This is a genomic window from Pseudomonas sp. MCal1, from assembly GCF_026341415.1.
Classification (GTDB): Bacteria; Pseudomonadota; Gammaproteobacteria; order Pseudomonadales; family Pseudomonadaceae; genus Aquipseudomonas.
In genome coordinates this window covers 56,687-75,919 of sequence record NZ_JAKUMP010000018.1, presented here as the reverse complement: position 1 = coordinate 75,919, position 19,233 = coordinate 56,687, and the positions used below count along the sequence as shown (strand labels likewise).

17 protein-coding genes, 1 tRNA gene and 1 pseudogene are annotated in these 19,233 nt (G+C 60.7%); 13 read left to right on the top strand and 6 right to left on the bottom strand.

All coding sequences use genetic code 11. The annotated features are described in order from the left end of the window. The first annotated feature begins 3 nt into the window (after positions 1 to 3). The 11 genes and pseudogenes from MKZ87_RS25940 (at position 4) to MKZ87_RS25890 (ending at position 13,088) form a co-directional block, all read left to right on the top strand. Positions 4 to 729: an urea amidolyase associated protein UAAP1 gene (locus tag MKZ87_RS25940; protein ID WP_085700578.1), complete on the top strand. Its 726-nt coding sequence runs from the start codon at positions 4 to 6 to the stop codon at positions 727 to 729. Positions 730 to 740: 11 nt separating this feature from the next. Further along, entirely contained in the window at positions 741 to 1,382 is a 642-nt protein-coding gene (locus MKZ87_RS25935; protein WP_266202145.1) for an urea amidolyase associated protein UAAP2, read from the top strand. Positions 1,383 to 1,557: 175 nt separating this feature from the next. Further along, the gene (uca, locus tag MKZ87_RS25930; RefSeq protein ID WP_266202144.1) at positions 1,558 to 5,190 is read left to right on the top strand and encodes an urea carboxylase; all 3,633 of its coding nucleotides are present in this window, start codon (positions 1,558 to 1,560) and stop codon (positions 5,188 to 5,190) included. Positions 5,191 to 5,215: 25 nt separating this feature from the next. Further along, positions 5,216 to 6,988: an allophanate hydrolase gene (gene atzF / locus MKZ87_RS25925; protein ID WP_266202143.1), complete on the top strand. Its 1,773-nt coding sequence runs from the start codon at positions 5,216 to 5,218 to the stop codon at positions 6,986 to 6,988. Positions 6,989 to 7,157: 169 nt separating this feature from the next. After that, the gene (locus tag MKZ87_RS25920) at positions 7,158 to 8,645 is read left to right on the top strand and encodes a sensor domain-containing diguanylate cyclase (RefSeq protein ID WP_085703833.1); all 1,488 of its coding nucleotides are present in this window, start codon (positions 7,158 to 7,160) and stop codon (positions 8,643 to 8,645) included. A gap of 5 nt (positions 8,646 to 8,650) precedes the next feature. Then, complete coding sequence (locus MKZ87_RS25915; protein WP_085700573.1) at positions 8,651 to 8,869, top strand: cysteine-rich CWC family protein; 219 nt, start codon at positions 8,651 to 8,653, stop codon at positions 8,867 to 8,869. Positions 8,870 to 8,902: 33 nt separating this feature from the next. Further along, a pseudogene (locus MKZ87_RS25910) lies at positions 8,903 to 9,589 on the top strand (pseudouridine synthase); the annotation flags it as partial. Between the two features lie 323 nt (positions 9,590 to 9,912). Continuing rightward, positions 9,913 to 10,797: an alpha/beta fold hydrolase gene (locus MKZ87_RS25905; protein WP_085700572.1), complete on the top strand. Its 885-nt coding sequence runs from the start codon at positions 9,913 to 9,915 to the stop codon at positions 10,795 to 10,797. A gap of 170 nt (positions 10,798 to 10,967) precedes the next feature. Then, a tRNA-Gly gene (locus MKZ87_RS25900) sits at positions 10,968 to 11,041 on the top strand. A 477-nt stretch (positions 11,042 to 11,518) separates the two neighbouring features. Beyond that, positions 11,519 to 11,836, top strand: coding sequence for a helix-turn-helix transcriptional regulator (locus MKZ87_RS25895; protein ID WP_064384151.1), 318 nt, complete (start codon positions 11,519 to 11,521; stop codon positions 11,834 to 11,836). Further along, positions 11,829 to 13,088: a type II toxin-antitoxin system HipA family toxin gene (locus MKZ87_RS25890; RefSeq protein WP_266202142.1), complete on the top strand. Its 1,260-nt coding sequence runs from the start codon at positions 11,829 to 11,831 to the stop codon at positions 13,086 to 13,088. The genes MKZ87_RS25895 and MKZ87_RS25890 overlap by 8 nt, the downstream gene beginning before the upstream one ends. An 80-nt stretch (positions 13,089 to 13,168) precedes the next feature. On the opposite strand, the gene MKZ87_RS25885 is transcribed toward MKZ87_RS25890, so the two are convergent. Further along, complete coding sequence (locus tag MKZ87_RS25885; RefSeq protein WP_085700570.1) at positions 13,169 to 13,537, bottom strand: DUF6124 family protein; 369 nt, start codon at positions 13,535 to 13,537, stop codon at positions 13,169 to 13,171. Positions 13,538 to 14,057: 520 nt separating this feature from the next. Between MKZ87_RS25885 and MKZ87_RS25880 the strand changes: the two genes are divergently transcribed. Then, positions 14,058 to 14,786, top strand: coding sequence for a class I SAM-dependent methyltransferase (locus tag MKZ87_RS25880; RefSeq protein WP_266202141.1), 729 nt, complete (start codon positions 14,058 to 14,060; stop codon positions 14,784 to 14,786). A gap of 40 nt (positions 14,787 to 14,826) precedes the next feature. On the opposite strand, the gene tam is transcribed toward MKZ87_RS25880, so the two are convergent. Then, on the bottom strand, positions 14,827 to 15,597 hold the full coding sequence (gene tam, locus MKZ87_RS25875; protein ID WP_266202140.1) for a trans-aconitate 2-methyltransferase: 771 nt from the start codon (positions 15,595 to 15,597) through the stop codon (positions 14,827 to 14,829). A 213-nt stretch (positions 15,598 to 15,810) separates the two neighbouring features. Between tam and MKZ87_RS25870 the strand changes: the two genes are divergently transcribed. Then, positions 15,811 to 16,221 (top strand): low affinity iron permease family protein, encoded by a 411-nt coding sequence (locus tag MKZ87_RS25870; RefSeq protein ID WP_266202139.1) that lies wholly within the window; start codon positions 15,811 to 15,813, stop codon positions 16,219 to 16,221. Positions 16,222 to 16,267: 46 nt separating this feature from the next. Here the strand turns inward: MKZ87_RS25870 and MKZ87_RS25865 are convergent, their stop codons facing one another. From MKZ87_RS25865 to MKZ87_RS25850, 4 genes are all read right to left on the bottom strand, one after another. Next, positions 16,268 to 16,768, bottom strand: a complete 501-nt coding sequence (locus MKZ87_RS25865) for a DUF4142 domain-containing protein (RefSeq protein WP_085700566.1) — start codon at positions 16,766 to 16,768, stop codon at positions 16,268 to 16,270. 75 nt (positions 16,769 to 16,843) lie between these two features. Continuing rightward, positions 16,844 to 16,999, bottom strand: a complete 156-nt coding sequence (locus MKZ87_RS25860) for a KGG domain-containing protein (RefSeq protein ID WP_077045875.1) — start codon at positions 16,997 to 16,999, stop codon at positions 16,844 to 16,846. 118 nt (positions 17,000 to 17,117) lie between these two features. Next, positions 17,118 to 18,467 carry a bifunctional diguanylate cyclase/phosphodiesterase gene (locus MKZ87_RS25855; RefSeq protein WP_266202138.1) on the bottom strand — a complete coding sequence of 450 codons (1,350 nt, stop codon included), beginning with the start codon at positions 18,465 to 18,467 and terminating at the stop codon, positions 17,118 to 17,120. A gap of 77 nt (positions 18,468 to 18,544) precedes the next feature. Then, positions 18,545 to 19,183: a LysE family translocator gene (locus tag MKZ87_RS25850; RefSeq protein ID WP_266202137.1), complete on the bottom strand. Its 639-nt coding sequence runs from the start codon at positions 19,181 to 19,183 to the stop codon at positions 18,545 to 18,547. Between the last annotated feature and the right edge of the window lie 50 nt (positions 19,184 to 19,233).

The window sequence follows — 19,233 nt, the reverse complement described above, 5'->3', positions numbered from 1 at the left end:
CCCATGACTGATTCAACCCGAATTTTCCCGCCCTTCGCCGAAGAAACCCTGCCCGGCGGCGGCCATCGCTCCTTCGTCTTGAAACGCGGGCAGCTGCTGCGCCTGACGGATCTGCGCGGTGGTGCCAACGTCAGCCTGACCTTGCTCAACGCCAACGAAAAAACCGAGCGCCTGAACCTGCCCGACAGCCTCAAATGTCAACACACCGCCAAGCTGACCGCGGGCCATTGCCTCTACTCGGACATGGGCCGCGTGCTGGCGGCGATCACGGCCGATACCTGCGGCTGGAGTGACAGTCTCGGCGGCGTGCTGTGCGCCGAGGAGGTCGCGGAGAAATACGGCCAGGGCCGCTATCAGGAACTGCGCAACGGCTTCTTTCGCAACGGCACCGACAACCTGCTGGTGGAGCTCGGCAAGTGGGGGCTGGGCCTGTCCGACCTGCTGATGACCCTCAACCTGTTCAGCCGGGTCAACGTCGACGACAGCGGGCGTTTGCACTTTGTCGAAGGCCATTCGCAGGCCGGTGACTACATCGAACTCTATGCACCGATGGACACCCTGGTTGTGCTCACTGCCCTGCAACATCCGCTGGATCCGTCGCCGCAATACGCGCCCAAACCGCTGAAGCTGAGCTGGATGAACGCCGACCCGAGCGTCGCCGAGCACTGCCGTACCTCGCGCCCGGAGAACGAGCGCGGCTTCATCAACACCGACCGTTTGTTCGCCTGAGGATCGTCGCCATGTCAGTTGCTATCGCCACTTCGCAAAAACAACCGGACACTGCGGTATACCGCGCCACCATTCCCGCCGGCGAACCCTGGCTGATGGAGGTCAAGGCCGGCCAGACCCTGCGTATCCTTGATCTGGAAGGCAATCAGGCGGTCGACACCTTGTTTTACAGCGCCGCCAATCCCCGTGAGCGCTACGACGTGCAGCGCACATTGCGTCGACAAAACAACGTCTACCTGAGCACCGGCAGCGTTTTGTATTCCAACATCGGCAAACCGATGCTGACCATCATCGCCGACACCTGCGGCCGCCACGACACCCTCGGCGGCGCCTGCGCGCAAGAGAGCAACACCGTGCGCTACGCCCTGGAAAAACGCTACATGCACAGCTGCCGCGACAACTACCTGCGCGCCTGCGCCCACGACGGGCGCCTGGGCAAAGGTGACATCGGGCCGAACATCAATTTCTTCATGAACGTGCCGGTCACTGCCGAGGGCGGCCTGACCTTCGAAGACGGAATTTCCGCCCCCGGCAAATACGTCGACCTGCGCGCGGAGATGGACGTGATCGTGCTGATTTCCAACTGCCCGCAACTGAACAACCCGTGCAACGCCTACAACCCGACACCTGCGGAGCTACTGGTATGGAACTGAAATTCGTCCGTCTGCGCCGCTGGTTGTTTGGCCTGTGCCAGGCGCGCTCGGGCCAGTGCCTGAAAAAGTGAAGTGATTTCGCCGTCGGGGACGACCCTGGCGCCTGAACAAAAACGGCGGGACGGCCCGCCTCCCAGTCGAGCCCGCCACCTGCGCGGGCTCCGGGGGATTTTCCATGTTCGAAAAAGTCCTGATTGCCAACCGTGGCGCGATTGCCTGCCGCATTCTGCGCACCTTGCGTGAACTGCACGTCGAAGGCGTCGCGGTCTACTCTGAAGCCGATGCCGCCAGCCTGCACATCCTGCAAGCTGAAGAAGCGCACAGCCTCGGCGAAGGCGCAGCGGCCGGCACCTATCTGGCCGTGGACAAGATTCTTGCCATCGCCAAAGCCAGTGGCGCCACAGCAATCCACCCCGGTTACGGCTTCCTTTCGGAAAACGCCGCGTTCGCAGAAGCCTGCGCAAACCATGGCATTGCCTTCATCGGCCCGACACCGGAGCAACTGCGGGTGTTCGGCCTCAAGCACACCGCACGCGCCCTGGCCAAACAGCACGGTGTGCCGATGCTCGAAGGCACCGAACTGCTCGACAGCCTTGAAGCCGCACTGATTGCCGGCGAACAGGTCGGTTATCCGGTCATGCTCAAAAGCACTGCCGGTGGCGGTGGCATCGGCATGCGCGTGTGCCGTAACCCCGGCGAACTGAGCGAGTCTTTCGACGCGGTGAAGCGCCTCGGTCAGAACAACTTCAGCGACGCCGGCGTGTTCATCGAGAAGTACATCCAGCGTGCGCGGCATCTGGAAGTGCAGGTGTTCGGCGACGGCCACGGTGCGGTGATCGCCCTCGGCGTGCGCGACTGTTCGGTGCAGCGGCGCAATCAGAAAGTCCTTGAAGAAACCCCGGCACCGAACCTGCCCGAAGGCATGGCGGATGAGCTGTGCGCAGCGGCGATCAAACTGGCCAAGGCAGTGAATTACCGCAGCGCCGGCACCGTCGAATTCGTTTTCGACAGCGATGCGCAGCGCTTCTATTTTCTGGAAGTGAACACCCGGTTGCAGGTTGAGCACGGCGTCACCGAACAGGTGTGGGGCGTCGATCTGGTGCGCTGGATGATCGAGTTGGCGGCCGGTGACTTGCCGCCGCTGGCCGAGTTGTTCGCAGGCCTGCAACCGCAAGGGCATGCGATTCAGGCGCGGCTGTATGCCGAGGATCCGGGCCGCGATTTCCAGCCCAGCCCCGGCTTGCTGACGGCGGTCGATTTCCCGGTCGCCAATGGCCGGCACCTGCGCATCGACACCTGGGTCGAGGCCGGGTGTGAGATCCCGCCCTACTTCGATCCGATGATCGCCAAAATCATCAGCTGGGCGCCGACCCGCGAACAGGCCCGCACCGATCTGCATCAGGCCCTCGGCGACAGCCAGCTGTACGGCGTGGAAACCAACCGCGACTACCTGCGGCAGATTCTGCTCGATACGCCTTTCGCCAGCGGCCAGCCCTGGACCCGTTGCCTGGAAGGCCTGGTGTACCGGGCCAACACGTTTGAAGTGCTGAGCGCCGGCACCCAGACCAGCGTCCAGGACTACCCCGGTCGCCTCGGTTACTGGGCGGTCGGCGTGCCACCTTCGGGGCCGATGGACAGTCGCGCGCTGCGTCTGGGCAATCGTCTACTGGGTAACGATGAAGGCTTGGCGGCGCTGGAAATCACCATGAGCGGGCCGTTGCTGCGCTTCAATTGCGATGCGGTGGTGGCCGTGACCGGTGCACCGATTGCCCTGACACTCGACGGTCAGCCGCAGGCGATGAATACCGCCCTGCTGATCCCCGCGGGCAGCCAGCTGCATCTGGGCAATCTGTCGGGCGCCGGAGCCCGCAGCTACCTGTGCCTGCGCGGCGGGTTGCAAGTGCCGGATTATCTGGGCAGCAAAAGCACCTTCACCCTCGGTCAGTTCGGTGGTCATGGCGGACGGGCCTTGCGCGCCGGCGACGTACTGCATCTGGCCGCCCTGAGTGAGCGCAGCACCGGGCAGACATTGCCCCCCCATCACGTCAGCGAATTACCTGCCGTGCGCCGGATCCGCGTCATCTACGGCCCCCATGGCGCGCCTGAGTATTTCACTGAAAACTACATCGACACCTTTTTCGCCACGCAATGGGAAGTGCATTTCAACTCCAGCCGCACCGGCGTACGCCTGATCGGGCCGAAACCGGAGTGGGTGCGCGCTGACGGCGGCGAGGCCGGCCTGCATCCGTCGAACATTCACGACAATCCCTACGCCATCGGTGCGGTGGACTTCACCGGTGACATGCCGGTGATCCTCGGCCCGGACGGCCCGAGCCTTGGCGGTTTCGTGTGCCCGGTGACGGTGATCGAGGCGGATCTCTGGCAACTGGGTCAACTCAAGGCCGGGGACAAAGTGCAGTTCGTGCCCGTTGACCTCAAGACTGCACGCGATCTCGCTCTGAAATGGGATTCCTGTGAAAGCGGGCTTGCCAGCGATGAAGTTGACGCGGTGTCTGCTCGGGCCCTGTCGCTGGCAAGCCAGCTCCCACAGGGCTTGGTTTCGCCTGTGGTTCTGGAATTGGGTCAGGACGACAAGCGGCTGGTCGGGCGTGTGTCCGGCGATACCCATCTGCTGCTGGAAATCGGCGCTGCGGAGCTGGATCTGGTCCTGCGCTTCCGGGCCCACGCACTGATGCAGGCGCTGGAAGGCAAAAACCTGCACGGCGTGATCGACCTGACACCCGGCATTCGTTCACTGCAGATCCACTATCAGCCCGAACAACTGCCGCTGGCCGATCTGCTCGGGATCGTCGCGGGCGAGTGGGATGCCGTGTGCGCTGCCGGGGATCTGCAAGTACCGTCGCGCATCGTCCACCTGCCGTTGTCTTGGGACGATCCGGCCTGCCAGTTGGCGATCGAGAAATACATGACCACCGTGCGCAAGGACGCGCCGTGGTGCCCGAGCAATCTGGAGTTCATCCGCCGCATCAATGACCTGCCCAACCTCGACGAGGTGCAACGCACAGTGTTCGATGCGAGCTATCTGGTGATGGGCCTCGGTGATGTCTACCTCGGTGCGCCGGTCGCCACACCGCTCGACCCGCGCCATCGGCTGGTGACCACCAAGTACAACCCGGCGCGCACCTGGACCGCCGAAAACTCGGTGGGCATCGGCGGCGCCTACCTGTGCGTCTACGGCATGGAAGGCCCGGGCGGATATCAGTTCGTCGGGCGTACCTTGCAGATGTGGAACCGATATCGCGAAGTCGCCGCGTTCGAAGGCAAACCGTGGCTGCTGCGGTTTTTCGATCAGATCCGTTTCTACCCGGTCACCGCCGAAGAACTGCTGCGCATCCGCCGCGACTTTCCTCTCGGCCGCTTCGACCTGAACATCGAACAGAGCCAGCTCAACCTCGGCGAATATCAAGCGTTTCTCAACCGCGAGGCCGAGAGCATCCACGCCTTTCGCCTGCAGCAACAAGCCGCGTTCAACGCCGAGCGCGAACGCTGGATCGCCAGCGGCCAGGCGCATTTCGACAGCGAAGAGGCCGTGTCGCAAAGCTGCGAAGAAATGCCACTGGCCTGCGGTCAGCAGAGTGTCGACAGCCATATCGCCGGCAACCTGTGGCAGGTCCAGGTCGAGGTCGGAAGTCGCGTCGCCGCCGGCGATGCGTTGGTGATCCTGGAGTCGATGAAGATGGAAATCCCCGTACTCGCACCGCTGCCCGGCGTGGTCCGGGAGATTCGCGTGCAACCCGGTTCGGCGGTACGCGCCGGTCAACGGGTCGTGGTGCTGGAACTCGACTGAACCCATTTTTGCAAAGGATGACCCCATGAATCTGCAACTCGATGCCCTGCGCCAGGCCTACCGCGACGGCCAGACCACACCCCGCAAATTGCTGTTGGCCCTGCGGGAAAAAGCCGCTGCGCTCAATCCCGACTATCACTTGTTTATTCATCTGCTCAGCGTCGAGGAACTGGAGCCGTACCTCGCCAGCCTCGACGGTCGCGATCCAGAGAGCTTGCCGCTGTATGGCGTGCCGTTCGCGATCAAGGACAACATTGACCTGGCCGGTGTCCCGACCACGGCCGCGTGCCCGGCATTCGCCTACGTTCCCGAACGTTCGGCCACCATCGTCGAACAGTTGCTGGCGCTGGGCGCAATTCCGCTCGGCAAGACCAACCTCGACCAGTTCGCCACCGGCCTCAATGGCAGCCGATCACCGTACGGCGCTTGCCCGAACAGCGTGCTGCCGGAATATCCCTCCGGTGGTTCCAGTGCCGGCTCGTCGCTGGCGGTGGCGCTCGGCGTCGCCAGTTTCGCGTTGGGCACCGACACCGCGGGCTCCGGAAGGGTGCCGGCGGCGTTGAACAATCTGGTGGGTCTGAAGGCCAGCAAAGGGCTGATCTCCACCGCCGGCGTGCTGCCGGCCTGCCGCACGCTCGATTGCGTCACCACGTTCACCGCAACGGCGCGGGAAGCCAGTCAGCTACTGGCGCTGACCGCGCACCTCGATTCGAGGGACGAATACAGCCGCAGTAATCCGTCATGGAATGACGGTTCCGCGTTCGGCGTACCACGGCCGTTCCGCTTCGGTGTACCACGTGCGCAAGACCTGGAATTTTTCGGCTGTGAGGAGGGCCCGCGGCTGTTCGGCGATGCCATTGACCGGCTCAAGGCAGCGGGCGGTGAGGCTGTCGAGCTGGACCTGTCGCCATTCCTCGAAGCGGCGCGGTTGCTCTATGAAGGGCCGTGGGTGGCCGAGCGCTACAGCGTGGCCGGCGAGTTGATGGAAGAAAATCCTGCGGCGGTGCTGTCGGTGATCCGCGCGGTGCTGGCCAAAGCACCAGCCGTCAGCGGCGTGCAGACGTTCCGTGCGCAATATCGCCTGCAAGCACTGAAAGCCGTTTGCGATAAAGCACTGGAAGGACTCGACTGCGTGCTCACGCCCACTATTGGTCGTCCGGTGACGCTGGCGGAGCTCGACGCGGAACCGGTGCTGCGCAATTCCGAACTGGGCTACTACACCAACTTCATGAACCTGCTCGATTACGCCGCCGTCGCCGTACCCGGCGGTCTCATGGCCAACGGGCTGCCGTGGGGTGTGACACTGTTTGGTCGAGCGTTCACCGATCAGTATCTGCTGGGCGTGGCCGATGCCTTGCAGCGCCAGCAGGATCGCGCGCTGCCGACGCCGAATAACCCGGCGCGCCATGACCGTGCACGACTGGTGGTCTGCGGTGCGCATCTGGACGGACTGGCCCTGAACTGGCAACTGCGTCAGCGCGGCGCACGCCTGATCGAAGCCACCTGCAGCTCGAAGGACTACAAACTTTATGCCCTGGCCGGTGGCCCGCCGTTGCGCCCGGGCATGCTGCGCGTGGCCGACGGTGGCGTGGCCATCGCGGTGGAAGTCTGGGAGTTACCGAGCAGTGAACTGGGCTCGTTCCTGACCGGGATCCCGGCGCCGCTGGGCCTGGGTAAGGTGCAACTGGCGGACGGCCGATGGGAAAGCGGATTCATCTGCGAACCTTACGGCCTGGAAGGTGCAACCGATATCAGCCATTTGGGTGGGTGGCGAGCGTATCTGCAAACCAGAACCTGATTCGAAAACCGGCCCCCTCTCGTTCCGGGAGGGGGGCTGGATGAGCAAGCCATTCTCCAGACACACCTGCCCGGCTGATCCCCCCGCATTTCAGGCACAAATCCCGCAGTCTTTTCCCCGCCGTGCCACTAGAATGCTGCCCATCGGGTCACTGTCAACGGAATTGCCAATGCCGCTCAGATCTGCGTTTTACTCCCAACGTTCGCTGGTATTGACTCTGGTCGCCTTCCTCGGCGCAGGTTTCCTCGCCACCTCGCTGCTCAGCTACTACGCCTCGCGGGCCTCGATCCGCGACAACATCGTCAACACCGAACTGCCGCTGACCTCCGACACGGTGTACTCGGAAATCCAGAAAGACCTCGTCAGACCAATCCTGATTTCCTCGATGATGTCGCGCGACACCTTCATGCGCGACTGGGTGGTGAACGGCGAAAAAGACAGCGACCAGATGACCCGTTACCTCGACGAGGTCATGACCCACTACGGCGCCTACACCGCGTTCTTCGTCTCCAACAGCACCCACACCTACTACCACGCCAAGGGCGTGCTCAAGCAGGTGAAAATCGACGAGCCGCGTGACACCTGGTACTTCCGCGTGCGCGACATGAAGGATCCTTACGAGATCAATGTCGACCCGGACCTGGCCAACAAAGACAACATGACCTTCTTCATCAACTACAAGGTCTACGACTACAACGATCGCTTCATCGGCGCCGCCGGCGTAGGGCTGACGGTGGATGCGGTGATCAAGCTGATCGACAAGTACCAGCAGCGTTATCAACGCAGCGTTTACTTCGTCGACACCTTCGGCCGACTGGTCTTGACCGGCGCCGAGGGCGGCCCGGAAGGTGCGCGGGTCGGGAAAAGCCTCAACGATCTCGACAGCATGAAAAGCCTGGTCAGCCAGTTGCCCAAACCCCACAGCGGCAGCTACGAATATTCCGCCCACGGCCAGGGACATTTCCTCAACGTGCGGTTCATTCCCGAGTTGAACTGGTACCTGTTCGTCGACAAACGTGAAGACGGCGCGCTGAGCGAAATCCGCCAGTCGCTGTATATCAATCTGCTGATCTGCCTGCTGGTGACGTTGATCGTGCTGTGGCTGGTCAACCGCTTGATCAAACGCTACCAGGACAAGATCCACGCCCAGGCCACCCTCGACAGCCTCACCGAACTGCCCAACCGCCGCGGCTTCGACCTGCTCGCCGCGCAAGCCCTGCAGGAAGCCCGCCGCGAGCCAAAACCACTGACAGCGTTGCTTCTGGATCTGGACCACTTCAAGGAGTTGAACGACACCTTCGGACACATGGCCGGCGATCAGGTTTTGATCGGCTTTGCCCGGGACCTGCAAAGCTGCCTGCGCCATTCCGACATCGTCTGCCGTTGGGGTGGTGAGGAATTTATCGTGCTGCTGAAGGACACCGACGGCGAGACCGGTCAGAAGATTGCCGAGAAGATCCGCCAGCACGTCGAACAGCATGAATATGCCTACAACGGCCACACGCTGAATCTGACGGTCAGCATCGGCGCCACCACCCTGCAACGGGATGACACCTTGCACAGCCTGCTGTCCCGGGCCGATCATGCGATGTATCGGGCCAAACAGACTGGCCGCAATCGCACCTGCGTGGAAATGCCTCACTCGACCTATGCCTGAAGCCCATGAACAAACCTGACCTCTGCCCGGCCTGTGGCGCCCGCAACGACTGCACCCTGGCCGACCCGCGCACCGCCGACCGCGCCTGCTGGTGCTACGGCGTCACCATCGATCCGGCAGTGCTCGAAGCCCTGCCGCCGCAACTGCGCGACCAATCCTGCCTGTGCCCGCGTTGCGCCCAGGTCGAAGCGCAACTGCAAGCGGCCAAGCCGTCGATCCCGTAAGATGCGCGCCCCGCTGCCTGCCGATTCCTGATCATGCGTGTCGACCGTTTCCTCAGTAACCTGCCCCGCTACAACCGCAAGCAGGTTCGCCTGTTGCTGGTGGAAAAGCGCGTGCGCATTGACGGAAAAATCGTCAGCGATCCCCACAGCGAAGTCCTGGAATTCAGCCGTGTCGAAGTCGACGACGAAGTGCTGCAAAGCGGCAAACCGGCACGCTATTTCATGCTGCACAAACCGCAGGGCTGCGTCAGCGCCACCCGCGATCCCGAGCACCCGACCGTGCTCGACCTGATCCATGAGCCGGACAAGGACGACCTGCACATCGCCGGGCGTCTGGACTTCAACACCACCGGGCTGATGCTGATCACCAACGATGGCACCTGGTCGCGGCGCCTGACCCAACCGCAGACCAAGCTGCCGAAGGTCTATTACGTCGAGACCGAGCAGGAGATCGGCCCGGAATATGCGATCAAGTTCGCCGAGGGGATCTATTTCGCCTTCGAAGACCTGACCACCCAACCGGCGCAACTGCAAGTGCTCGGCCCGCGAACGGCGCGGCTGAGCATCGTCGAGGGTCGCTACCATCAGGTGAAGCGCATGTTCGGTCACTTCAACAACAAAGTGCTGCGGCTGCACCGCGAATCCATGGGCCTGCTGAACCTGGATAACGCGCTAAAACCGGGCGAATACCGGGCCTTGCGCACCGAAGAGATTCATTTGTTCCAAGCGGCCGACCGCTCAGCAGAAGTTGTCGAACAATTTACCAACGGCACTTGCGCGATCCGGATCCCCCTGCTTGAATCAGGACGTCGGCCAAATTGTGACCGATGAGTCACACATAACATCCAAGAAACTTTTTGTCGGTAGACAGCCCATCAGGGCTGCGCCTCAGCCGACAGACTGCCCGCCAATAACAATACCCGTCGACCTGCCGTTCCGGATCGACATGGGCTCCAAAATTCCAGGCGTATGCCTACCTGTCACAAAGCTCGTGCAATCTCTATTTGCGCGCATACCCGCTTGCTTGCCAGGAGTCTTATGACATGAGGCCAGAAATCGCTGTGCTGGATATACAGGGTCAGTATCGGGTTTACACGGAGTTCTATCGCGCAGACGCCGCAGAAAAGACCATCATCCTGGTCAACGGCTCGATGGCCACGACTGCGTCGTTTGCACAAACCGTGAAAAACCTGCACCCGCAATTCAATGTGGTCTGCTACGACCAGCCCTACGCGGGCAAGTCGAAAGTCCACAATCGCCACGAGAAACATCTGACGAAAGAAGTCGAAGGTCTGATCCTGCTGGAGCTGATCGATCACTTCGCCGCTGAACACGTTTTGTCGTTCTCCTGGGGTGGCGCCGCGACCATGGTCGCCCTCGCCCATCAGCCTCGGCGAATCGAAAAAGCCGTGATCAGCTCGTTCTCCCCGGTGATCAACGCGCACATGCTTGACTACCTGGAACGCGGCGTCGAATGCCTCGGCCAACGTGACGGCGACCGGGTCGGGCACCTGGTCAATAACACCATCGGCAAACACCTGCCGTCGCTGTTCAAGCGCTTCAACTATCGCCACGTCAGCAGCCTGGCCGAGCACGAATACGGGCAGATGCATTTCCACATCAACGACGTGCTGCACAGCGACCGTCAGTGCTATCTGAACGCGGCGAAGAAAATCAACGTGCCGGTGCTGTTCATGAACGGCGAATGGGACGAATACACCGCCGCCGAAGACGCGCGCCTGTTCGGCAACCATGTCGCACAAAGCACCTTCACCACCCTGCAGGCCACCGGACACTTCCTCGACATGGAACACAAGTCCGCCTGCCGGGACAGCCAGAACGCCCTGCTCGGTTTCCTGAAACCGGCGCAACAGGCCAGCCGAACGCGTTACCAGTTAGTCCAGGATCACCATGCATTGGCCATTTGAAACAGCGTCCTCGCGAGCAAGCCTGCAGAGCTGAGATTCAGCCGTCGTCCAGCCCGCAGCGCTTGCCCGCGATTGACCGATTTCGGCTCTGTTTCAGGACTTTCCGTAGTTCGCGTGCAAAGAAAACTTCAAATCCGTGGCCGAGTCTGGTACAAAGTCAGCCGCTCTGAGCGGGTGTCGTATAATGGCATTACTCCAGCTTCCCAAGCTGATAACGAGGGTTCGATTCCCTTCACCCGCTCCAACCGAATTCATGTCCTGCGTCGTGGTTTGACGAAGGATGCGCAAACAGAAAAAACCGGCCTTGATGGCCGGTTTTTTTGTGTCCGGGATTTAGTAGCGAGCAAGCCAGCTTTGAACCATTCAGAAACAACACGTTGATTGAATTCCCCCCATCTGCGCTTACGCTCCTGACAGTCAGTCACTCATGTCGTGAGCGCTCGTTATCGAAGCGTTCGGCTTCAAGGGAGAGATCCGCATGCTTCCCCGGCTGCTTCTAGGACAGAGGCGATCAAGGGTATGCGAAGGGTTTCGATGGAGTCTCAACGTAAAGCCAAGCTAAAGCGGTTTTAACACCGACAATTTAATTCTGAATTATTGTGTTTTATCGGCATTAATCGCATATAACCCACATCAAAATGGAGTTAACTGATTTGACGCAATGAAGGTTAACTCTATAATTTTGGGTATTAACCGACCTTTATGCGACATAAGGCACACCATGCTGGAATTAAGCCTCAGCAAACCAAGCGAGATCGTCAAACGGCTCTGCCAACGCCTGCGCACAGAGCGGATAGCCCTGCAGATGACGCAAGCCGATGTGGCTGCTCGCGCAGGTGTCGGCACCAATACGGTGGCCAACCTTGAAGCCGGGCGCAATGTCAGTTTCGAAACCGTAGTTCGAGTGGCCATGGTTGTGGGGCGCGTCCAGGAAATCGAAGACCTGTTCTTGCCAAAACTGGACAGCCTGGACGACATCCTTCGTTACGAAGACAGCTCCAGGCGTCAGCGCATAAAAAGGAAATCAGGAAATGCTTGAACAAGTGGACGTCTACTACGATGGCTGGGGTGAACACTGGCGGTGGGGCACGCTCGTTTCCACGACGGCTATCACCGGTCGCCCACTGATCGTGTTCGAGTACAGCGACGAGGCAAAGAACAGAGGTCTGGAATTGTCGGCGTACAGACTTCCATTGGAAGGCCCCAAGTTACGGCGGGACTTTCCGCTCCATCAATTGGGTTTGCCTGGACCGGTCTACGATGCGCTGCCGGATGGCTGGGGCATGCTGCTGATGGATCGATTGTTCAAGCGGCGCGGCCTTAATTCCGCACGTATCGGCCCACTCGAGCGCCTCGCTTACATCGGCAACAATGCCATGGGCGCAATGTCATTCGAGCCGGTAGCACCCGAGGCGCTGGAGCCGCAAGTTGAGGTCTCCATTGATCTGCTGGCTGCCGAGGTGCAGGAAGTCCTCAAGGGTGAGGGTGGCGAGTTCTTGCAACAGCTGTTGCTGGTGGGTGGATCTCCGCAGGGTGCCAGACCCAAAGCCTTGGTCTATCGCGATCCGCGAACAGGCATCTTTACCACCATAGCCAGATCAGGCTTCGAGGCCTGGCTGGTCAAGTTTCCCGCCCGGCAGGAGCACCCCGAGGTATGTGCCATCGAAATGGTCTACGCCGAATGCTTGCGGATGTGTGGAATAAACACACCTGACACTCAGTACTTCAGCCTGCCAAACGGGCTGGCAGCGTTTGCTACCAAACGCTTTGATCGCGAAGACAACTTACGCGTGCCGATGCAAAGTCTCGCGGCCTTCACTGCCGCCGACTTCCAGAATGCCGGTGCGCTGGACTACGTCAACTTCTTGCGTGCGACCCATCTCTGCACCAATGACGTACGAGAGAAAGCGCTCGCGTTTGAGCGTGTAGTCTTCAACGTCGCGTTCAACAACCGCGATGACCACCCCAAGAACTTCGCCTACATCATGTCTAAATCGGGCCAATGGACGCTGGCGCCCGCCTACGATGTGACCTTCTGTGAGGGTCCCGGCGGATACCACCAGATGGACGTCATGGGCGAAGCATTGGAGATCGGACGAAAAGCCATGCTCGACCTTGCAGAGGAAGCGGAAGTATCGGCTGAAACGGCCGACGGCATCATCGCCCGATTCTGCGAGGTGGCTGATCAGTTCGCGACGATGGCAGAAAAGATGTACCCCGGCATCATCACTCAGGACACGTTGCAGACTATCCAGAAACGAATCGATGAAAACGTCGAGCGGCTTCGCTGAGATTGCTCTGCCAAAGCGCCAAAAATGAAAAAACCGGTCGCGATGACCGGTTTTTTTATACCTGCCAAAACATCTGCAAATCAGTCCTTCACCTCAACATGATCCAGCGCCTGATTCACCGCCAATTCCCCCAGCATCACCAGTTGCGCAATGCCTATCGCGGTTCTGCGGTGGGCGGGGTCGAGGGTGGCGGCGAAGTTGTTGAGCATCTCGGAGGCCGAGCCCAGGGACTCGCTGGCGTTGGCCAGCAGGGATTCGGTGTCGTAGGCCGGGTTGGCGAAGTACATCGGGTCGGGTTGGTTGGTCGTGCCCATGACATGGGCGCCTGGACTGAGGTAGTGGTCGAGGGCGCGGTTGGCGGCGTCGTTGAGTTTTCTGCAGTCGATAGAGACATACGGGGACGTCGGGTCGGTTTCGACTTCAGGGGGATTAGGTGTTGGCTTGAACATGATTTCATCTCTCAAAGTATAGGTTTGAGCTGATCCACTCGGTTCCACGCGAGAGGAGGCAGCTGTACGCGGGTTGGAACCCGGGGAGAGACAACCCGACAGACACAAAGGTCTCCCGCGCACAGCCGCCATAACTGAGTGCACACATTCAAGGTGCGCAGCATACGTCATGAACAACGCTTGTGCGTCGTCAACTCTACTCGGGGTTCCAATCCCGATCGCCGATTCATCAGCGATCCTCACAGGCTAGAGCCCGCACTTCCGACGGACAACCTGAAAACCTTGTGGGAAGGTTCAGTGAACGGAACCCACTCTTTAAACATCCCGAATCGAAAAACCACGTTTACAGATCCCCAACATTCCCCCGGTTCTCACGCTCGCCACGACCCGCTAGCATTTCCCCATCGCCCACCACCCTCCCCCTGCGCGGCCATCGACGAATACGCGCCTTCACGTTTCGAGGGATTCAAATCCGTGGCCTCCGAGCCACCCAAATCAAATTCAAAAGAGCAGCAAACCCATGACCCAAAACATCTACGACGACCCCGAATTTTTCCAGGGCTACAGCCAGATGAACCGCTCCATCGGCGGCCTCGATGCCGCGCCGGAATGGCCGGCGCTGAAAGCTTTGTTGCCCTCCCTGCACGGTTTGCAGGTGGTGGATCTGGGCTGCGGCTATGGCTGGTTCTGTCGCTGGGCCAGCGAACACGGCGCAGCCGAGGTGCTGGGGCTGGATGTCTCGGAGAAAATGCTCGCACGAGCGAAGGAAACCACCTCGGCCGCGAACATCCGCTACGAACGTGCCGACCTGGAACATCTCGACTTGCCTGCATGCACTTACGATCTGGCCTACAGCTCACTGGCCCTGCACTACATCAAGGATCTCTCGGGGCTGTTCGCCAAACTGCACGCGGCGCTTAAACCCGGTGCGCACTTTGTGTTTTCCATTGAGCATCCGATCTTCATGGCGCCGCGCAATCCGGGCTGGCTGGTCGACAGCGAAGGCAACAAGCGCTGGCCGCTGGACAGTTATCAGATGGAAGGCGAGCGGGTGACCAACTGGCTGGCCGACGGCGTAATCAAGCAGCATCGTACGGTCGGCACGCTACTCAACGCGTTGATCGACGCCGGGTTCAAGATTCAACACGTCAACGAATGGGGCCCGAGCGATGCCGAAGTCGCCGCGCAACCAGCGCTCGCTGAAGAGCGTGAGCGGCCGATGATGATGCTGGTCGCCGTACAGCGCTGACCGCCAAAGAAAGGGCCGATCAAATCGGCCCTTTTTCGTATCAACGTGTGGCGACAATGAACAACCGTGGAAACGGCAACAGCACCGAACCATCCGCCAGTGCCGGATACGCCTTCGCGACCTCCGCCAGATAGTGCGCCAGATACTCCGCCCGTTCCGCTTCCGCCAGCGGGCTGAGGAACGGAATCAGACCGCTGCCCTTGAACCACTCGACAACGCCCGAAGCCCCGCCCGCCAACTGATGGTGATACGTGGTGCGCCACACATCGACCCGTGCGCAATGCGGACGCAGCATCGAAAAATAAGAACTGGCATCCGCCATCTCGGTCCGCTGCCCCGCCGCGCCCGCCAGTTTGTCGGCCCACGGCCCGTTGGCCGCCACTTCACGCATCAACCGATGGGACGGCTCGTTGAGGTTGTCCGGCATCTGAATCGCCAGACTGCCACCCTGCGCCAACTTGCCCGCCAGCGCCGGCAACAAGGTCGCGTGATCCGGCACCCACTGCAAAACGGCGTTGGCAAAAATCACATCGAACGGCCCTGCATCCGCCCATTGATCAATGTCCGCCACCTCGAACTGCAACTGCGGCAGACGCTTGCGCGCGGCATCGATCATGTCCGGCGAACTGTCGAGCCCCCGCACTTTCGCCCCCGGAAAACGCTCCACCAAAAGCTCGGTCGAGTTACCGGGACCACAACCGATATCAACCACGGAACGTGCATCGGGCGTCGGAATCGCCGCCAGCAAATCGCGGGCCGGGCGGGTGCGTTCATCTTCGAAAGTGACGTATTGCTTGGCGGACCAGGTCATTGCGTTCTCCTGTCGTGGACGTTTTGGCGAAACGTGCAAAAGCGGCTGCCGTCACGATACAGCGATCGTGTTTATCTGCCTTCCCCTACGTACGTCCGATATCGCCGGGAGCGCTGTCTTCACCATGCGCACAGGGATTCAGAAAACTGTAAGTAGAATTTTCACACGGCCCCCGATGTCTGAATTTCAAGCCCCCCAACAAGGAACACGGTCATGAAATTCGCAAAGGTTTCACAAACGCTGGCGCTCTGGGCCGGTAGCCCCAAGACGTTCATGGGGGCTTTGATTCTGATCGGGCTTTGGGGGTTGAGCGGGCCGATTTTCGATTACAACGACACCTGGCAACTGATCATCAATACCTCGACCACGATCATCACGTTCCTGATGGTGTTCCTGATCCAGAACACTCAGAACCGCGACACCGACATCATTCATTTGAAACTCGATGAGTTGCTGCGGGTAACCAAGGAAGCGCAGAACGCGATGCTCGGGCTGGAGTCGCTGGATCTCAAGCAGCTGGAAGCGCTGCGCCGGCATTACCGGGCAATGGGTGAAAACGAGGTGTTTGACCTGGAAGGCCTGGGGGAAAAGAGCAAGCCGAAACAGAATCTGAACGACTGTTGAAGACAACAAAAACGGCGCCATGAGCGCCGTTTTCTTTACCTCGGCGTTAGCGACTGGCCAGGGCCTTGGCCATTTCCAGATGACTCTGCAATTTCGGCAGAGTCTCGTCGGCAAACGCCTTGATCTCCGGCACGTCGGTGGTCTGGGCTTCCTGCTGGATCTGCTCGATGGCTTCTTCAGTGGCCTTGACCTGGCTGGCGGCGTACGCCTGATCGAAGCTCGCGCCCTCTTTGACCTCCGGCATCAACGCCTTGGCCTTGTCGGCGACTTCTTCGCGGGGCGCGACCGGAAGATCCAGTTTCCTGGCAATTTTCGCCAGATGCTGGTTGGCGGTGGTGCGGTCGTTGATGACGACGATGGTGTAATCCTTGACTTCTTTGGACTCCGCCTTGCTGTGCGCCAGACGACTGGCCTCGATGTCGGCCATGCCTTTGGCCGAGGCTTCGTTGATGAAGTCGGCTGGCGACTGGGCAAACGCACTGCTGGCAAACAACCCCAACAGGCTGACAAAACTGATGCGGCGTACTCGGGTGGCCATCCGGCTCATGGTCGCGCCCTCCTTCTTTGCAGATTCAAGCGGGAGCTTGCGCCCCCGCCTCTCAATCAAAACAACCTTCGCCGACTACTTCGATTTCTGAGCAGGCTTGCGGCCCATGTCGGTTTTAGGCTCTTTGTCGACAGTCGTAGTGGTAGTTTTCCCACCTTTGCGACCGGCTTCAGACGCCTTCGTTCGATCGTTGGCGAAGTTTCCCGAGTTCGAGTTTCTTGAGTTAGGCATGATTCTCTACCTCTTGGCATTGATCGTAAGCGAGCAGGTGCCCGCCTAGATTGAGAATTTCCTCGCCGCCAAAGGTTTAGAAAAGTTGCGGTTGCCGCGACGAACGGTGAACCGCCAATCAGCTGTCCAGCCGCCGATGATTCTGGCGCTTGGCGCTGTACATGGCTTGGTCGGCGTGGCGGAACAGTTGCTGTTCCTCGTCGCCATGCTCGGGGTAACGGGCCACGCCAATGCTCGGTTCGATGTGCAGGTTGTGTCCGTCCAGGCGCATGGGTTGCACCAGTACCTGTCGGATTTTTTCCGCCACGCTGTCGGCATCGTCGGCGGCGTGGACGCTGTGCAACAGCACCACGAATTCGTCGCCGCCGATCCGCGCCACGGTGTCGGTTTCGCGCACACAGCCCTTGAGCCGGTTGGCCACCGTCTGCAGCAGCATGTCACCGACCCCATGACCAAAGGTGTCGTTGACCTGTTTGAAGCGATCCAGATCGACATACAGCAGCGCCATGTGCCCGGACTGTTCCCGCGCACGGCTCAGCGCTGCCTTGAGGCGGTCGCGCAGCAGTTCGCGGTTGGGCAATTGGGTCAGTTGATCGTATTGCGCCATGCGCCGCAGACGGGCGTGCAGTCGCTGGCGTTCGATGGCGGTGGCGACCTGGGCGCAGACGTATTGCAGCAATTCCTTGTCGCGCTCGGTGTAGCGCTCGCCGCCGGGCAGGCTTTTGACGATCAGCGCGCCGATGGTGCGGTCTTTCGAACTCAGCGGCACGCCGAGCCAGCACGGTGATTGCTGACCGGTTACCAGCGCTGCGAACTCCGGCGGCGCGTGTGGGCAATCCGGGGTCAGGAGGATCGGCTGGCCGCTGCGAATCACTTCCGTACACAGGCGCCCGGTGACGGTGCCGGGTTGCTCCGGTTGCAACTCGTTATCGTCGACGTGATAGGGAAAGTTCAACTGCGCGCAATGTTCGTCGTACAGCGCCACGGAGAAATTCAGCGCCGGCAGCCACTCGCCAATAATCATATGGATGCGCTTGAACAGCGCCAGCAGATCCTCCGCCGCATGGGCCGCTTCGGAGATCGCGTACAGCGCCGCCTGTCGGGATTCGGCCAGTTTGCGTTCGGTAATGTCACGGGCCACGGCGATGCGCAGTTGATCGACTTCCGACCAGCGCGCCGACCACAGAATGTGCACGACGCTGCCGTCCTTGCGTACATAGCGGTTTTCGAAATTGAGCTTGGGTTCGCCGCCCATGATGTCGCTGGCGGCGGCCAGGGTGCGCTCACGATCCGCCGGGTAGACGTAGTCGATCATCGCCTGGCCGATCAGTTCGTCAGGCGTGTAACCGAGAATCCGCTCGCAGGCCGCACTGACAAATACGAAACGACCTTGCTTGTCGACCGCGCAAACGGCGTCCAGCAACAGATCGATGTAACTCGCCAGCGGCGCGGAATTTCGGCTTTCCATGGTTCAGCGTAGGTGTCCGGGCAATGCAGCACTGTTCAACCATCCATGACCTCGACCTCGCATCCCTGCGACTGTTTTCAAGCCTTGTTCGGCATCAACCCCGGCAGCGCATGCACCAGCGCGTTGATGGCAAAACCGATGAACATGATCCCGCACAACCGGGTGATCGCCAGTTCGTGGCGCTGATACAGCGTACGCACCTGCCGCGCCCCGACGATGCCAATGAGGATAGCGTAGGCGAGCAATCCGCCGAGGAAACTCAAGGCGATCAGCATCGGCAGCATCGACCAGTTAAGCAGTTCGGCGCGGCTCGACAGCAACGCAGTGAACGTCGCCACCGCCACCGGGTAGGCCTTGGGGTTGGTCAGCCCGAACAGGATGCCGTGCCAGAACGGCTGACGCGCCGCACCCTGCGGCTGTTCGCCGTTGCTGCGCTTGGTCCGCACCGCGCGCCAGCCGAGCCAGAACAGGTACAGGCCGCTGAGTACGCCGAGCACATCGAACGCGGTGCTGCCGATTTCCCGGGCGCCGACAATCGCGATCAACGCGGTGCTGCACCAGATCACATCGCCCAGCAGATGCCCGCACAAGAACCCCGCCCCGGCCCGCCGCCCACGTGCGGCGCCGATGCCGAACACCGCCAGCACACCCGGCCCCGGCGTGATGCCGTAGATGAAACCCGAGGCCAGCACGGCCATTAGCAACGATGGAGTCATGGAAAACCTGCAAGTCCCGGAAAACGTGGCCGCCAGTCTATCCCAGCGGT

Bases quoted from the DNA above. Each gene is read 5' to 3' on its own strand.
- MKZ87_RS25940 (WP_085700578.1), top strand. From the start codon at position 4: ATGACTGATTCAACCCGAATTTTCCCGCCCTTCGCCGAAGAAACCCTG.
- MKZ87_RS25935 (WP_266202145.1), top strand. From the start codon at position 741: ATGTCAGTTGCTATCGCCACTTCGCAAAAACAACCGGACACTGCGGTA.
- uca (WP_266202144.1), top strand. From the start codon at position 1,558: ATGTTCGAAAAAGTCCTGATTGCCAACCGTGGCGCGATTGCCTGCCGC.
- atzF (WP_266202143.1), top strand. From the start codon at position 5,216: ATGAATCTGCAACTCGATGCCCTGCGCCAGGCCTACCGCGACGGCCAG.
- MKZ87_RS25920 (WP_085703833.1), top strand. From the start codon at position 7,158: ATGCCGCTCAGATCTGCGTTTTACTCCCAACGTTCGCTGGTATTGACT.
- MKZ87_RS25915 (WP_085700573.1), top strand. From the start codon at position 8,651: ATGAACAAACCTGACCTCTGCCCGGCCTGTGGCGCCCGCAACGACTGC.
- MKZ87_RS25905 (WP_085700572.1), top strand. From the start codon at position 9,913: ATGAGGCCAGAAATCGCTGTGCTGGATATACAGGGTCAGTATCGGGTT.
- MKZ87_RS25895 (WP_064384151.1), top strand. From the start codon at position 11,519: ATGCTGGAATTAAGCCTCAGCAAACCAAGCGAGATCGTCAAACGGCTC.
- MKZ87_RS25890 (WP_266202142.1), top strand. From the start codon at position 11,829: ATGCTTGAACAAGTGGACGTCTACTACGATGGCTGGGGTGAACACTGG.
- MKZ87_RS25885 (WP_085700570.1), bottom strand. From the start codon at position 13,537: ATGTTCAAGCCAACACCTAATCCCCCTGAAGTCGAAACCGACCCGACG.
- MKZ87_RS25880 (WP_266202141.1), top strand. From the start codon at position 14,058: ATGACCCAAAACATCTACGACGACCCCGAATTTTTCCAGGGCTACAGC.
- tam (WP_266202140.1), bottom strand. From the start codon at position 15,597: ATGACCTGGTCCGCCAAGCAATACGTCACTTTCGAAGATGAACGCACC.
- MKZ87_RS25870 (WP_266202139.1), top strand. From the start codon at position 15,811: ATGAAATTCGCAAAGGTTTCACAAACGCTGGCGCTCTGGGCCGGTAGC.
- MKZ87_RS25865 (WP_085700566.1), bottom strand. From the start codon at position 16,768: ATGAGCCGGATGGCCACCCGAGTACGCCGCATCAGTTTTGTCAGCCTG.
- MKZ87_RS25860 (WP_077045875.1), bottom strand. From the start codon at position 16,999: ATGCCTAACTCAAGAAACTCGAACTCGGGAAACTTCGCCAACGATCGA.
- MKZ87_RS25855 (WP_266202138.1), bottom strand. From the start codon at position 18,467: ATGGAAAGCCGAAATTCCGCGCCGCTGGCGAGTTACATCGATCTGTTG.
- MKZ87_RS25850 (WP_266202137.1), bottom strand. From the start codon at position 19,183: ATGACTCCATCGTTGCTAATGGCCGTGCTGGCCTCGGGTTTCATCTAC.